Below are 14,438 nucleotides of genomic sequence, written 5' to 3'. Positions count from 1 at the left end.
TTACATGAACTTTTATTTTAGCATTCTAATTTTTTGCATAAAAACAGTATTCGCTCCAATCGCAGGTAGCATGTCGTGATAAGGCAGGCTACGCATCGCCCGTAAAAGGAATGGGGCTGTTTCATCTATTTTCATGGCAGTGGTCATTTTCATGAGTGTTCCAGAAGACATACTTTGCAGAGTGGTTTGACCTTTGACATATCTTAGATCGCCACCATTTGCGGCAAAATTATTTTCGTTGGGATTTGGATAATTGAAATGCATATTAAAATCAAAAGGAATACTGATCACACCCAAGCCGACACTGACTTTAAAAGCACTGTCTTGCCCTGCATTACTCAAAGGACCAAGCGTGGTTTTTTTGATTTGCCTTGGAAATAAACTTTGATATGCATTTGGTTTTAGCCATTTTTGTAGTTGTGCTGCAGCGACTGGATAGTATTGATAAGTGGTACTAAAACGCATGGCTTCACGACCATGCGTATAGGGAACTGTGGTTTGAGTGAGTATAAGACTAAAGGGTTGACCTGAGGTTTTGGTTATATTGACCACTTGTTGTAATTGGGCATTATTTAAATTTGTACTTGGAAATTGACCCGGTGCAAGATTAATCAATTTATTGGGTACAAAACGTCTTTTTAATGACTCTAAAACAAAAGCATTGCTCCCACTCGGTATCCCAAGTTTTGCCTCTGGAATGGCTTTTAAAATCCGACTGATGAGGAAGCCTTGTGGTTGATCTAAATCTCCCCATTGTGTCAGCGTGATCAAGGTTTTTTTCTCGCCTAAGCTAAACCATTCGAATTTTCCAACTGCATAGGGAATAGGTGAATCAATAACCAAACTGGACAGACTATTTTGACCGAGCTGATGTTGAATGGTGACATCTTCATTAAAATTGAGCACAGGAATCGGGGTTGGGATGGAAACTTTATATTTGACTTGGCTAATACTGCCTGCCTGTGCTTGGATTTTGGCAGATTTTAAGGTTGGAAATAAGCCCACATAATGTGAGTAATCAGCTAACGTTTTGGCAACCTCTTGGGTGCTTACAGGGACGACGATCGCGGCTGAGTTAAAATGAACTACAGGATTTGGATTGGTTTTTAGGGTTGGAATAAATGTTTTTTGTGCAGCGTGTCCATATACGACGATGTTGTCTTGGGCGATATTTGCCAGTGCTTGAGCATTATTTTGAAAGGGCTTTAACGCACTTGGAATATCATCTGTCCAAGCAATCATTTGTGCATGACTGAGCTTTGGCAGAAATAGAAATATCAAGGTGAGAGAAAGATTTACACTAGTTTGTTTCATCACAATTCCTTTTGATTTTTATTTGTGATTGATGAAGCGATGTTGATATTTCTAAACGGCTTGCTTTGGGAAAACCATGATGATTCTGTAAAAAGCGATAAAACATCAAAGAATACGTCGCGAGATAGCAAACTGGTGTAATATCTTGGCATCTTAAAATAAATGTGTTGATCGCGTTATGTCAGACAATAAGCCTGCATTATCTCTACGTTATTATATGAATTTGGAGGAGTCGCAAGATGGTTTTGCACTTGCGACATTTGGCAAAAAACAGCTCAGTCGTTTTTTGACCCCTTTGGTCAGTATCGGAATCGTGATTTGGGGTTTTTATCTCGGTTTTGCTGGAATGGGTAAATATTATGTTGCTCTAGGACTATTTTTTCTGATTTTACAAGCCTTGATGCGCTATTGGTTTCTTCCGATGATGTTTAAGCGTCAATTTGTAAAATATCAATTTGGTCAGAGTGAACAAGGTATAGAATTGTACCAAGATCATGCTGAACTCTTTAGCAGTGGTCGCCCAAAAAAAGGCTTTCAATATCATGACGTCAAAAACTTTGCTGTAGGCAAATTGACTTATATGATCGAATTGAATAATCGTACTGTGATTATCGTGCCTAAACGTGCATTTCAATCTACAACTGAACAAAGTTTGTTTGAAAATACATTTAAAAAGTAACGTTTGCTGAACTAAGATGATCTAACTAAGATCATCAAATTAAGATCGTCAAATCTAGCACAGCCAAACATGGTCAATCAAAAAGGGAAGATAATGAGCACACGTCCATCAAAAATTGTCTGCGTCGGTCGTAGTTATGCAGAGCATGCAAAAGAATTAGGTAATGCGATTCCAGATCGTCCAGTCCTCTTTATTAAGCCACCAAGCAGTTTGAGTTTGATGCAAGACGGTATTGATTGGAATAAAGACTTGGGCAGTTTGCATCATGAATGTGAAGTGACTTTACGTATTGACCAAACATTAAAAGCAGAAACTGATCCTGTTAAAGCATTACAAGCGATTGGTGCTGTGACATTAGGCTTAGATTTAACTTTACGTAATCTACAAGACGAGCTGAAGAAAAAAGGTCAACCTTGGGAACGTTCTAAAGCATTTGATGGTGCTTGTGTACTTGGTGATTGGGTTTCGACTGATGAAGTAAAAGATTGGGAAAATCTTTGCTTTGAATTTAAGGTAAATGATCAGCTTCGTCAGAAAGGTGATACAGCGCTGTTGTTATTTAGCATTGCTTATCTTTTGACTGATATCAGCAAAGTCTTCACTTTAGAGCCAGGTGATGTAGTGATGACAGGTACACCTGCAGGTGTTGGTCCATTGTTGGCAGGTGATCAATTGACACTGACTTTGCATGGTCAAAGCCAAGATTTTGAATGGAAAACTTTTGTGAAATAGGCTGCCTATTTTACAGCTGAGAAACGGATTGAATTGCATGGTTCAATCCGTTTTTTATTAGGTGATATAAATAACAATATGATAATTTTCATGATTATTTCAATATCAATTAAAATTGTAACCAAATATTATAAGTAAAAGTGATTGAATTGTGTATTATTTATGAATTTTTGTGATATTGTGTGGTTTCTTCGCTGTGAGTTTTCTCATTTTTAGAGATTTATTGTTGTGTCAGCAACATTCTTTGTTCTCTTATTGCTCACAGTATTTTATAAGTTTCCTAATTTGAAAGATGATGTTTGTCCAAGGATTAGTTCTATTTTTTATCGTATTTTTCATATCAAAGATGATTCTTTTTAGAATTTTCATTCTAGCGGACTCGTCGTTATTAGGAGCTTTTCACAGAACTCAAAAACTAATGGAGATAGCAATGACTCGAATTGCAATTATCGGAGCTGGTCCAAGTGGCATGGCTCAATTAAGAGCATTTCAATCGGCAAAGGCCAAAGGTCAATCAGTTCCAGAAATTGTATGTTTTGAAAAACAAAACGATTGGGGCGGACTATGGAACTATACTTGGCGTACAGGTATGGATCAAAATGGAGAACCAGTTCACGGCAGCATGTATCGCTACCTCTGGTCAAATGGCCCAAAAGAAGCGCTCGAGTTCGCTGATTATACTTTTGATGAACATTTTAAAAAGCCTATCGCTTCTTATCCACCACGTGCAGTGCTCTGGGATTATATTAAAGGTCGTGCTGACAAAGCAGGAGTTAAGCATCAAGTACGATTTAACAGCGCAGTCAAAAATGTCGAATTTGATCAGCAAGATAGAATGTTTACTGTCACAGTAGATGATCATCAAAAAAATGAAACCTATGCTGAACAATTTGATTACGTCATCGTTGCCTCAGGGCATTTTTCTACGCCTAGAGTACCAGAATATGAAGGATTCAATATTTTCAATGGTCGAATCCTGCATGCTCATGATTTTCGTGATGCCGTTGAATTTAAAAATAAAACGATTCTCATTGTAGGCAGTAGTTATTCGGCAGAAGATGTCGGATCTCAATGCTATAAATATGGTGCAAAACAGATTTATAGCTGTTATCGCAGTCAGCCAATGGGTTATAAATGGCCTAAAAACTGGACGGAAAAAAAGCAATTACTGCATGTAGATGAAAATAGCGCTTATTTTGCCGATGGTACTTCCGCAAAAGTAGATGCCATTATTTTATGTACAGGTTATTTGCACCATTTCCCATATATGGCAGAAGATTTGCGTTTAGAAACGCACAATTGCCTATATCCAGATGGTTTATATCAAGGTGTGGTGTGGCAGAAAAATCCTCAACTCTTTTATTTGGGAATGCAGGATCAGTGGTATACCTTCAATATGTTTGATGCCCAAGCATGGTATGTCCGTGACATCGTCATGGGGAAAATCGCACTGCCTCAGCAAGATGAAATGACTTCACATACAGCACAATGGATCAAGCGAGAACAAAGCTTGAAAAATTCTGAACAAATGGTGAAATTCCAAGGCGAATACGTCAAACAATTGATTGCTCAGACCGACTATCCAAGCTTCAATATTGATGCTGTAAATGAAGTATTTATGCAATGGAAAAAGCATAAAAAAGAAAACATTATGGGCTTTAGAGACAAAGTTTATCGTTCAGTGATGACCGGTAAAATGTCAAAACAACACCATACGCCGTGGCTATATGCCCTTGATGATTCTATTGAAAGCTATCTGGAAAATGAAAATCACGAACAAGAGGCGATGTGATTTTTTGATTTTCTAATAGAAGCACATAAAAAAGATCTGAGTCATCAGATCTTTTTTATGTCCGATACATTTTTCTAAATTGTTCAGGGGTCATATTCATCCAGCGCTTAAACATACTGATAAAAGCAGATGAATTGGCATAGCCCAGATCTAAAGCGATATTTTCAACGGTTTTTTCAGTACTTAGCATCGACATCGCATTCATGACTTTTAAACGCTGCCGCCATTCATTGAGTGACATTCCAAGCTCTTTTTGACTATAACGTGCCAATGTTCGCTCTGTCATATTCATTTGCACAGCCAAATCTTTAAGTGGCGTGTTGTCGGCAGGATATAAATATAAATAATCTAAAATTTTGGTGAGTCTCGGATGCTTACTTGAAGGCAGATAGCTTCCCAAAACCTCAGAATGATGCAATAAATCCAAAAGAACTTGTATTAATCTTTTAAATTCTGGATCACTATCTTGCATCGGATGCTGTCGTAAATGTTCCAAAATGGCAGGAACCAATGGCGTTGTCATTAAAATACCAACATGCTGAGGTAAGTTTTGACATAAATCCTCATGCACATATAAGGTGCAATGTGTGACTTGAGTACGGTTCAATCCACTATGTTTGATATTGGGTGGAAGCCACAAGCCATAAGGTGGCGGGGTTAGATAGTTGATCTGTTCGATGTTGACTTCGAGCACGCCATTAAATGCAAAGATAAATTCGCCCCAAGCATGCGCATGTTGAGGATAAATAGATTCTGCAGGTGCATCAGATACACGAAACCAAAGCGGTTCGGGAATTTCATCATAAGTGGCAATATGTTGGTAATCCAAACTCGATCTTTGATTTTTTTTCACTTGGTTTAAATTCCTTTTCAAGTAAAACTTGCCTGAAAAATGCGATACATTGTCCGTTTTAAAGTATATCTTTTATATTTGACAGGATTATATTGCACTGATTGTGGTGGATAAGGCAAGTACCATGGGCGAACGTAAAGCGCTGGACAATAAAGCATCTCTTTTGATGGTCGGCATCTGTATGATCTGGGGCTTGCAACAGATTGTTCTCAAGATGGCGGCAGCCGATATTTCTCCTGTGATGCAAATTGCATTGCGTTCAGGCATTTCGCTTTTGTTGGTTTATCCTTTGGTTAAAGTTTTACCGGGAACAAAGTTGTTTTCAAAACAATTTCTAGTCCCTGGTTTCTTGGTCGCTTTATTATTTTCACTTGAATTTGTACTGGTAGCAGAAGCACTTCGCTTGACTAGCGCATCTCATACAGTGGTATTGCTTTACACTGCGCCAATTTTTGTAGCACTAGGCTTGCATTGGAAATTGCCTGCTGAGCGTTTAAATTCGATCCAATGGATTGGGATTTTTACCGCATTTTTAGGCATAGTTTTTACATTTTTGGGTAAAGACAATGCCACTGAAAGTATGTCTTCCAATATGTTGCTCGGTGATTTTTTTGCATTATTGGCTGGGATTTCGTGGGCATTGACCACGATTACCTTACGTTTAACACGCTTGAGTGATGTACCTGCGACACAAACTTTGTTTTATCAGTTGCTAGGTGGTTTTATTTTCCTTTTGATTATTGCTTTTGCCTCAGGTCAAGCCACTATTCACTGGACTCCAATCGCAATCGGAAGTTTAGTATTTCATAGTTTGCTCATGTCGTTTGCAAGTTTGATGATTTGGTTCTGGTTGTTACGCAATTATTTAGCTTCACAGTTAGGAGTATTTTCATTTCTAACGCCTATTTTCGGTATCGTATTTAGTGTGATTTTGCTCAATGAAAAAATCGAACAAAATTTTATCTTTGGTACATTGATGGTGATGCTTGGGGTTATGATTGTGAGCTTACACCAGTGGATTAGAAAAAAGATTTCTCATGCTGCACCCATTAAATAAAGCAACATTACTTGGTTTTTCATCTATTTTTATTTGGGCGAGTTTGGTCGCCGTGGTCAAACTGATCACCGAATCCCTCAGTCCAATTTTGGGTGTGGCATTAATTTATAGTTTTAGTGCAATCTGTATCTTAGTGCTCAATGGCTTGCCCAAATTAAAACTGATGCCAAAAACGTATTTGTGGGGATGTGGGGCACTTTTTGTTTTATATGAGATCTTATTTTTAAGTTCTGTGGCGTTATCGCAAAATCGTGAACAAGTGTTGATTATTGCCATGATCAATTATTTGTGGCCGCCGTTGACGATTGTATTTTCTATCTTTGCAGGTCAATTAAATTATAAACTTCCTGTGATTTTGGGTTTTATTATTGCGCTGTTCGGACTAATGATGGTTGTCAATCCACAACTATTTGACCTGTATCGGTTATTGCTCATTTTACAAGAAAATCCCTTGGCTTATGCTTTTGCCTTTATCGGTGCCTTACTTTGGCCTTGCTATAGCGTTTTCACTAAAAAATATGCTGAAGGTCATAATGCAGTTCCAGTATTTTTTGTGGTGACCGCTTTGAGTTTGTGGTGTATCCACTTTATTTCCGATGAAGTTTTTATATTGCCAAGTTTTAATCTTTGGATTTTGATTGCGATTACGGGCAGTTTGGTGGGAATTGCTTATAGTCAATGGAATCAAAGTTTGCAATTTGGCAATATTCAGTTATTGATATTGGCGACTTATTTTATGCCGATTTTGTCTTCATTTATGTCGATGGTGATCTTGGGGACTCGACCTGATTTGGCATTTTGGATAGGTACGATATTGGTAAGTATCGGGGCATTGATTTGCTGGAAAAGTACTTCACCGAAGGGGTGAATTTTGCGCTAAGCAAAATGATTCTTCATATCTAAAAATCTCTTAGTCAGAAAGCTCCCTCCTTTTTAAAGGAGGGCTGGGGAGGATTGAAGAAATCTCCCCTAACCCCTCTTTGAGAAAGAGGGGAATTGCCTGTAAATAAAAATATTTCTAGTGAATGAAGTTCCCTCCTTTTTAAGGAGGGTCAGGGAGGATTGAAAGAATCTCCTCTAGCTCCTCTTTGAGAAAGAGGGGAATTGACTGTAAATAAAAAAATCTTAGTCCATAAAATTCCCTCCTTTTTAAGGAGGGTCAGGGAGGATAAAAAAATCTCCTCTAGCTCTTTTTTGAAAAAGAGAGGGAATGGACTGTAAAAAAAATATTTTAGTGAATGAAGCTCCCTCCTTTTTAAATGAGGGTTGGGGAAGATTTAAAGAATCTCCTTTAGCTCATCTTTGAGAAAGAGGGGGAATTGCCTGTAAAAAAAATATTTCTAGTGAATAAAGCTCCCTCCTTTTTAAAGGAGGGTTGGGGGAGAATTTAAAGAATCACATAATTTTATTTTTCTTCAAAAACCGTAGATAGCGGAACGGATAATTTAGCCGCTAGAAAGTCATCGGCATCATTGAGCATAGGACCAATTTTTTCCATCCATAGATCATCAGGATGAATATTGTTTACATCATCACGACGTGGCAACGGATAAGGTAGTTTTTTATAAAATGACCAAAAATCAACAGTATCCAGATTGCGAACTAAAACATATTCGTTATTTTCAGTACGTGTAATCAGGTTTTGTTTTTCAAGCATCAATACATAAGCAGGCCAGCGTCCGATTTCTCCTCGACCTAAAATATCAAGTGCTTCACTATCTGTAACTGTTCCACCAACTTTTTGTTTTTTATAAAATAACTCTAAAATATCTAAAATCATCAAGACAGGATGGCGTGTCTGAATTTTACCTGTGTGAAATGCAGTCAGTGCAAAACTAATTTCTACACCAAGCAGAACGATATTCCATGACAAAAAGATCCAGAGTAGGAAAATTGGCACAGCGGCAAAAGCACCATAGATCAGGGTATAACTGGTGAAATTGGTCATGACAAAACCAAATAAATTTTTCAGTAATGTAAAGGTGATCGCACCGAAAACACCTGCAATTGCTGCTGATTTGACTGGGATGGAGCGATTTGGAATGGTCCAATACAGAATAAAAAAGCCCAAAGCCGTGAGTGCAAAGGAAATTAATGACAGTACAAAAGCACCATCGAGTTCATAACCGGCAAAATTTTTGCTGAGTAAGGTCATGGATGCCATCGTAGAAGAAATGGCAAAAGCACTACCGAGTAGGATCGGACCTAATGAAATAATGGTCCAATAACGCATAAAGCCAATGATGCCATTACGGGTTTCTTCGATTCGCCAGATGCGATTAAAAACGGTTTCGATACTGGTTAGCATCATGACCGTAGTAATGAATAGAAACAGCACCCCGATAATGGTTAGGTTACTCGAATTTTCAGTAAAAGCACTGAAAGCTTTATCAAAGGCGATACTGGTTTTTGGTAAAAAATTGCTATAGATCATTTGCTGCAATTGTTGCCGAGCAGGCTCTAGGGCTTTAATGGATGAGATAATCACCAAAAAAACCGTCAGCATCGGAACGACTGCAAACAGTGTGGTATAGGTTAAGGAAGCCGCTTGATCTCGACAACGATCTGCTTCGAAGCGTTTAAGCACAAACAAGATAAACTGGAACCATGTTTTATCGAAGAAGGGCAATTTTTTTAGTAATTCCATCATCATATAGAGGCAAACTCAGTTATTTTTAATCATCTTTCTACATTTTCAACACTTAGCTTAACCAAAAACTGGGCAAAATACCGTATAGTTTTCTTTTTAATTTGAATCTAAGCACGATGCAACCTTATATTCTTGTTCTTTATTATAGTAAAAATGGCGCAACCAAAGAGATGGCGCACCTAATTGCCGATGGTATTGAGGCGGCAGGTGTGACAGCAAAAATTCGTACTGTGCCCAATATATCGACAGTCGTGAAAGAAGCTGAAGCAAGTATTCCAGAAGAAGGGGATATTTATTGTAGTTTGGATGATTTGGCAAATTGTGCGGGTTTAGCGCTTGGTTCACCGACACGTTTCGGCAATATGGCTTCAGAAATGAAATATTTTTGGGATCAGACCACCAGTCTTTGGCTAAATGGTGCTTTGCATGGTAAACCTGCTTGCGTATTTACCACTTCTGGTTCGATGCATGGTGGGCAGGAAAGTACTTTGTTGACGATGCTTCCACCATTATTTCATCATGGCATGATGATCATGGGCTTGAACAATGCTCATCCAGCATTATCCAATACTAAAACAGGTGGAACGCCGTATGGTGCAAGTCATGTCAGTGGTCCACGCCATGACCAAAACCTTTCGCAAGATGAAAAAGCCTTGTGTGCGGAACAAGGTAAGCATCTAGGTGAAGTAGTAAAAAAACTGCAAGCTTAAGATCCGTTGACGGATTTTATGGTACAGATCTAAACAAAAAGTTAGCTCAATAGGCTAACTTTTTGGTCTTTGAAATATCACATTGGTGAAATGTTGAATACGCTAAAAACGCTTATTTTGTTTCATTAAAACGATGTTTGCAGTTTTGACATTGGTAGTCGTAAAAGACATTTTTATCTACCACACCACCCGCTTTTTTACCAAATCTATGACCGAGGACACCGCCCGTAATCCCGACACCGATTGCGCCGACAAATGTACCAATCGTCCCACCGACAATCACGCCCAATGGACCTGCTACAGTACCAATTGCTGCACCGATAGATGCACCAGATGCTGCTCCACCAACCGTACCTGCCGTTGCACCTGCCGAGCTGAGTAAAACCCCACCTACTTTATTTAAAGTTTGATCTGCATGATCACGTTTAATCACATCAGTTGATCCACATTTTGGACATTGCATAATGATTTCCATTCTATTTTGTTCTTCAATTTACCTAGAATAAGACCAGATTCGACCTCGTCTTTTTCTAGTCATTTACATGACAAAGTTGTGACAATTTGGCTTGATTCTAGCTGAGTCTCATTATAAATATAGCTTTGACTTGTAAATATTTAATGCAGTTTAGCTTAATTGTGAAGGATTGATGAAGAAGCTTGTCATTTGATTTGCAATTGCTTTTGGATATATTGGAATAATTCAACAAAAAGCTGGTGCCATTCGGATGTTGGTTGTTGATTGAGTGGATACCAAAAAAAATCAAAATTTAACCCTCCGTCATCCTGACAAAAGTGATTCCAATGATCCGCTAATTCGCTTTCCGTTTCACATAAAAATACATGCCAATGTGGGCCTATTTCACTTGGAATAAATATGCCTAAATGAGTTTGGATGTGCGCATCTTTGATACCAGATTCTTCAGCTAATTCACGTAAAGCCGCGTTTTCTAAAGTTTCATGTTCTTCAACCGTACCTTTTACGATTTGTACGCCAGCAAGAGGATGACGAAAAACAAGAATTTGCTTTTCATGATGGGTTTGGCGCAGAAGAACAGGAACAACTTTTTCCATTTTAAATGTCATTGCTAGCTGATTTTAAATTTGAATATAGTCTATTTTTAAGGGCTACATAAATCATTAAAGCAAAAGTTATGATTTTATTGTGCAAATTTCTTATTTAATAAATTTTAATATTTTCGATATCTTAGATCAAATTTTAGAACAGCTAGAAGATTTGAGAATACGATGAAAAAAGTGATCACGACCATTCTATCCCTATTTTTGGGATTGAGTTTGGTTGCATGTAGTAAAGATAAGGAAAAGGATCAACCACAACAAGCTTTAAAAGTTTTAAATATTGGCTATCAAAAAGCATCATTAAAATTGATTGTAGCCAAGAAAAATAAACTTTTTGAGCAGGCATTTCCAAACACGAAAATTGAATGGAAAGAATTTCCTGCTGGACCACAAACTTTAGAAGCGCTGAATGCAGGTTCGATCGATGTCGGTTATACAGGGGATACACCTGTTATTTTTGCTTTATCGGCTTCAAAACCTATCAATTATGTGGCTTATGAAATTAACTCCAAAAATGCGCACAGTGTGTTATTGCCTAAAGATAGCCCAATTCAGACATTGCAAGATTTGAAAGGAAAACGGATTGCACTCACCCAAGGCTCAAGTGCACATTTCTTCTTGGCACAAGTCTTGGATAAAGCACATTTAACTTGGCAGGATATTCAACCGATTTGGCTGACACCTGCAGATGCGCGTGCAGCAGTGGATAAAAAGTCGGTTGATGCTTGGGTGATTTGGGATCCATACTCAAGTGCTGCGGCGTTGGCTGGCAATACCAAAGTGTTGATTGATGCTTCTTCATTCCCGCCAGCATATAGTTTTTATTTATCCAATCCGACATTTTTAAAGGCACATGCAGCCGAAGCTAATCAGTTTGTTGCAACTTTAAATCAAGCAGATCAATGGATTAATGCGCATCCTCAAGAAGCGACTCAGATTTTAGCTGAGAGCACAGGTTTAGACAGCAACGTGGCAGCACGTGTGATGGAGCATCGCAAATCACCATCTCCAGTACAAATTTTGGATGATGAGACTGTACAAGCTCAGCAGAAAATTGCCGATTTATTTGCAAATTTGAAATTGATACCAAATGCTGTACAGATCAAAGATCATGTTTGGAATGGTAAATAATTGATTTGATTTTAATCTGTGAAAATGAGTTGTTGATGAAAGTTTTATAGAAATTCGATGAATAAATAACATTGATTTACAAAATAAAAAAGCGCCCAATGGCGCTTTTTTTAATATCTTAGGTTTTACTCTTGAACAAAGGTCACTGTGCCATTTGCCAAAGATTCTACACGTGCCAAAGATTCTACACGGTAGCCTTTATCGAGTAATAACTGACGACCAGGTTGGAATGATTTTTCAATCACAATCCCGATACCAACAACTTCTGCATTGGCTTGGTGAATCAAATCAGCAAGACCAAGAGCCGCTTGACCATTTGCCAAGAAATCATCGATCACAAGCGCTTTATCACCTTCACTGATGTGCTTTCTAGAGATCGCGATTGTGCTTTCAACTTGTTTGGTAAATGAAAATACTTTTGAACGATATAAATCATCTTTTAAAGTTAAAGATTGATATTTACGTGCAAAAATAACGGGTACTCCAAGCTCTAAACCAGCCATAACAGCAGGTGCAATGCCTGAAGCTTCAATCGTGATGATTTTTGTGATCCCTGCATCTTTGAATAGACGAGCAAATTCTTGACCAATTTGCTGCATCATTACAGGATCAATTTGGTGGTTTAAGAAAGAATCGACTTTGAGAACTTGATCAGATAGAACGATGCCTTCAGCCAAGATTTTCTGTTCTAGAGCGTGCACGGGGAGAATCCTCTGGGGGGCAGGTGCTTTTTAAAGCAAAAGCGTATTTTAAAAAGCACCCAAAAAAATGCAAGTCTAAATTGACCAAATCCTACTTTTTCTGCTCAATTTGTATTAATTTTAACCAGCTTTATAACCAGTCATCATTAAGCTATAAGAAGTTTTACCATCTTGATGAGTCATTTTGATTGGTGCATAGTCCAATTTTGGTGCTAACCAAAATACAGAGTTTTTATCCGCTTTGTCATGTTTTAAAACCACTTTTACGGTATCAAATGTACCATAAGGGGTAGTGACACGTTCAGTACCTTGTTTTACAAAATGACGTGTATCCAATGACTTAGCATCAGCAATCAAATAACTCGATTTTAGACCACCATTTTTTAAATCTTCACGAACTTGCAATTCAGCATTTAACTCATCTAAAGCGCCCGCTTTCCAAGCAAATGAACGTGCTTTATCATCTTTCTTGGTGTTAATCACTTTGCTGCTAGGATTGAAGTTAATATTTAAAGTATTGCTATGGACCAAGATCTTACTGGTACGGCTAAAACTATTTGAGTTGATAGTATTGCCATTTAAAGTAAAACGGCTAGTTTCACTTGCAGATGCCATCACGCCAGCTTTTGCTGAAAAAACATAGCTCCAATTATTACCATTTTTACTGAGAGTACGAGTTGCTGTACCCAAGTTTTTACCATTATAGGCAAATTGATAATTGGCTTGGAATGGACTCATGGCAAGTGCATTGCTCGAGATACCAGTGAGCAAAAGTGCACCTGCTGCTCCAGCTACGATACTTATATTTTTAAAAAGTTGCATTGCCATTGATTTGTGTCCTATATACATGTGATATGTAATGAAACGATAAAGATATTATGCACTTGAATCGTGTAGAAAAAATTGTAATCTTTTCTAAATCTGTAATCCAAATGTAGCCTTTATTTTAACAGCCCTTGAAAAATAATCTTATTTTTCATTCTTTTGTTCAATCGGTGTAACTACATCATCTTCGAGATCATCGTCAAAGTCTTCTTCATCGACTTTATTAAATAAAGCCATGAGATTGACATTACCAGAAACGATGAGTTCAGCTTCGCGTAAAACAGCATGATTTACATGGACTTTGGTTAAAGTATCCATCACTGATTTTAATTTGCCTAACCAGCGATTGAGATCAAGATAGAGTAATTCATCTTTGACCGTGATAACCTCAAATTTTTCTAAAATCATACCGAGCGGATCACGACGCAAGATTTTTTGATAGAAAAATAAAAAGCCTTTGGCTGCCATTTTCTGCCATATATTTTTAAATGTCGCTTCTACGACTTGGGTGTCACTAATTTGTTCAAAGACAATGAGTTGCATGTCTTTATTCATTTCCATTTGGATGAGTTTGAGGTCAACAGATAAAGTCGCATGTAGACCTTTGACATTGATCGTGGCATACAGGCGCAACCAGTCATCATGCAAATCTGCATGTAGATCTTCAAGCAAACCTACATTATCAGTGACATAGCGTTTAAAAGTCGCATTCAAAAAAATCTGAGAAACCGAAAAATCGCGCTCTTCCTCGATAAAATCCTCAGCCCGCTGATACAGTCGGCTGATTTTATTGGCAATTTTAGAAATAAGCGATGGCATAAGTTTATCTCAAACATGTCCCAAAACTGGGAGATCAATCGTGGTCAAAAATAAATTTTTTAGTAAAGTGATTGCAGTTTAGCAAATTTCAATGCACC

At 37.9% G+C, this 14,438-nt stretch carries 15 protein-coding genes; 7 read left to right on the top strand and 8 right to left on the bottom strand.

Features of this window, described 5'->3' with window-relative positions; genetic code table 11:
* Window positions 1-12: 12 nt before the first annotated feature.
* The gene (locus F960_RS18055) at window positions 13-1,314 is read right to left on the bottom strand and encodes a hypothetical protein (protein WP_004869443.1); all 1,302 of its coding nucleotides are present in this window, start codon (window positions 1,312-1,314) and stop codon (window positions 13-15) included.
* A 178-nt stretch (window positions 1,315-1,492) separates the two neighbouring features.
* Here F960_RS18055 and F960_RS18050 point away from each other — a divergent pair, with 178 nt between their 5' ends.
* The 3 genes from F960_RS18050 to F960_RS18040 all read left to right on the top strand — a co-directional run bounded on the left by F960_RS18050 (window position 1,493) and on the right by F960_RS18040 (window position 4,517).
* Window positions 1,493-1,993 carry a YcxB family protein gene (locus F960_RS18050; protein ID WP_004869441.1) on the top strand — a complete coding sequence of 167 codons (501 nt, stop codon included), beginning with the start codon at window positions 1,493-1,495 and terminating at the stop codon, window positions 1,991-1,993.
* Between the two features lie 69 nt (window positions 1,994-2,062).
* On the top strand, window positions 2,063-2,725 hold the full coding sequence (locus F960_RS18045) for a fumarylacetoacetate hydrolase family protein (protein ID WP_154650782.1): 663 nt from the start codon (window positions 2,063-2,065) through the stop codon (window positions 2,723-2,725).
* 430 nt (window positions 2,726-3,155) lie between these two features.
* A complete protein-coding gene (locus F960_RS18040) occupies window positions 3,156-4,517 on the top strand; it encodes a trimethylamine monooxygenase (protein WP_004869431.1) in 1,362 nt (453 codons plus the stop codon).
* A 55-nt stretch (window positions 4,518-4,572) separates the two neighbouring features.
* Here the strand turns inward: F960_RS18040 and F960_RS18035 are convergent, their stop codons facing one another.
* Window positions 4,573-5,370 (bottom strand): AraC family transcriptional regulator, encoded by a 798-nt coding sequence (locus F960_RS18035; RefSeq protein WP_004869428.1) that lies wholly within the window; start codon window positions 5,368-5,370, stop codon window positions 4,573-4,575.
* 124 nt (window positions 5,371-5,494) lie between these two features.
* Between F960_RS18035 and F960_RS18030 the strand changes: the two genes are divergently transcribed.
* Window positions 5,495-6,427: a DMT family transporter gene (locus tag F960_RS18030; RefSeq protein WP_004869427.1), complete on the top strand. Its 933-nt coding sequence runs from the start codon at window positions 5,495-5,497 to the stop codon at window positions 6,425-6,427.
* The gene (yddG, locus tag F960_RS18025; protein WP_004869424.1) at window positions 6,408-7,295 is read left to right on the top strand and encodes an aromatic amino acid DMT transporter YddG; all 888 of its coding nucleotides are present in this window, start codon (window positions 6,408-6,410) and stop codon (window positions 7,293-7,295) included. Before F960_RS18030 ends, yddG begins: the two co-directional genes overlap by 20 nt.
* Window positions 7,296-7,832: 537 nt before the next feature.
* Here the strand turns inward: yddG and F960_RS18020 are convergent.
* Window positions 7,833-9,080 (bottom strand): YihY family inner membrane protein, encoded by a 1,248-nt coding sequence (locus F960_RS18020; RefSeq protein ID WP_004869423.1) that lies wholly within the window; start codon window positions 9,078-9,080, stop codon window positions 7,833-7,835.
* Window positions 9,081-9,193: 113 nt separating this feature from the next.
* Here F960_RS18020 and wrbA point away from each other — a divergent pair, with 113 nt between their 5' ends.
* A complete protein-coding gene (gene wrbA / locus F960_RS18015; RefSeq protein WP_004869420.1) occupies window positions 9,194-9,787 on the top strand; it encodes an NAD(P)H:quinone oxidoreductase in 594 nt (197 codons plus the stop codon).
* A 112-nt stretch (window positions 9,788-9,899) separates the two neighbouring features.
* Here wrbA and F960_RS18010 read toward each other — a convergent pair whose 3' ends face one another.
* Together F960_RS18010 and F960_RS18005 are read right to left on the bottom strand one after the other, a co-directional pair.
* Complete coding sequence (locus F960_RS18010) at window positions 9,900-10,250, bottom strand: hypothetical protein (RefSeq protein ID WP_004869417.1); 351 nt, start codon at window positions 10,248-10,250, stop codon at window positions 9,900-9,902.
* 197 nt (window positions 10,251-10,447) lie between these two features.
* Window positions 10,448-10,858, bottom strand: a complete 411-nt coding sequence (locus F960_RS18005; RefSeq protein WP_020846970.1) for an NUDIX hydrolase — start codon at window positions 10,856-10,858, stop codon at window positions 10,448-10,450.
* 174 nt (window positions 10,859-11,032) lie between these two features.
* Between F960_RS18005 and F960_RS18000 the strand changes: the two genes are divergently transcribed.
* Window positions 11,033-11,995, top strand: coding sequence for an aliphatic sulfonate ABC transporter substrate-binding protein (locus F960_RS18000; protein ID WP_004869412.1), 963 nt, complete (start codon window positions 11,033-11,035; stop codon window positions 11,993-11,995).
* Window positions 11,996-12,120: 125 nt separating this feature from the next.
* Here the strand turns inward: F960_RS18000 and F960_RS17995 are convergent, their stop codons facing one another.
* The 3 genes from F960_RS17995 to F960_RS17985 form a co-directional block, all read right to left on the bottom strand.
* A complete protein-coding gene (locus tag F960_RS17995; RefSeq protein WP_004869408.1) occupies window positions 12,121-12,696 on the bottom strand; it encodes a xanthine phosphoribosyltransferase in 576 nt (191 codons plus the stop codon).
* Between the two features lie 120 nt (window positions 12,697-12,816).
* Window positions 12,817-13,524, bottom strand: a complete 708-nt coding sequence (locus F960_RS17990) for a DUF3108 domain-containing protein (protein ID WP_004869404.1) — start codon at window positions 13,522-13,524, stop codon at window positions 12,817-12,819.
* A gap of 141 nt (window positions 13,525-13,665) precedes the next feature.
* The gene (locus F960_RS17985; protein WP_004869401.1) at window positions 13,666-14,340 is read right to left on the bottom strand and encodes a hypothetical protein; all 675 of its coding nucleotides are present in this window, start codon (window positions 14,338-14,340) and stop codon (window positions 13,666-13,668) included.
* Window positions 14,341-14,438: the final 98 nt, after the last annotated feature.

The organism is Acinetobacter gerneri DSM 14967 = CIP 107464 = MTCC 9824, from assembly GCF_000368565.1.
GTDB classification, from domain to species: Bacteria; Pseudomonadota; Gammaproteobacteria; order Pseudomonadales; family Moraxellaceae; genus Acinetobacter; species Acinetobacter gerneri.
Note: the sequence above shows the minus strand (reverse complement) of the source record. Positions and strands in the feature narration are given on the sequence as shown.

Coding starts and splice junctions, on each gene's coding strand:
- F960_RS18055 (WP_004869443.1), bottom strand. CDS start 1,314: ATGAAACAAACTAGTGTAAATCTTTCTCTCACCTTGATATTTCTATTT.
- F960_RS18050 (WP_004869441.1), top strand. CDS start 1,493: ATGTCAGACAATAAGCCTGCATTATCTCTACGTTATTATATGAATTTG.
- F960_RS18045 (WP_154650782.1), top strand. CDS start 2,063: ATGGTCAATCAAAAAGGGAAGATAATGAGCACACGTCCATCAAAAATT.
- F960_RS18040 (WP_004869431.1), top strand. CDS start 3,156: ATGACTCGAATTGCAATTATCGGAGCTGGTCCAAGTGGCATGGCTCAA.
- F960_RS18030 (WP_004869427.1), top strand. CDS start 5,495: ATGGGCGAACGTAAAGCGCTGGACAATAAAGCATCTCTTTTGATGGTC.
- yddG (WP_004869424.1), top strand. CDS start 6,408: ATGCTGCACCCATTAAATAAAGCAACATTACTTGGTTTTTCATCTATT.
- F960_RS18020 (WP_004869423.1), bottom strand. CDS start 9,080: ATGATGATGGAATTACTAAAAAAATTGCCCTTCTTCGATAAAACATGG.
- wrbA (WP_004869420.1), top strand. CDS start 9,194: ATGCAACCTTATATTCTTGTTCTTTATTATAGTAAAAATGGCGCAACC.
- F960_RS18010 (WP_004869417.1), bottom strand. CDS start 10,250: ATGCAATGTCCAAAATGTGGATCAACTGATGTGATTAAACGTGATCAT.
- F960_RS18005 (WP_020846970.1), bottom strand. CDS start 10,858: ATGGAAAAAGTTGTTCCTGTTCTTCTGCGCCAAACCCATCATGAAAAG.
- F960_RS18000 (WP_004869412.1), top strand. CDS start 11,033: ATGAAAAAAGTGATCACGACCATTCTATCCCTATTTTTGGGATTGAGT.
- F960_RS17990 (WP_004869404.1), bottom strand. CDS start 13,524: ATGGCAATGCAACTTTTTAAAAATATAAGTATCGTAGCTGGAGCAGCA.
- F960_RS17985 (WP_004869401.1), bottom strand. CDS start 14,340: ATGCCATCGCTTATTTCTAAAATTGCCAATAAAATCAGCCGACTGTAT.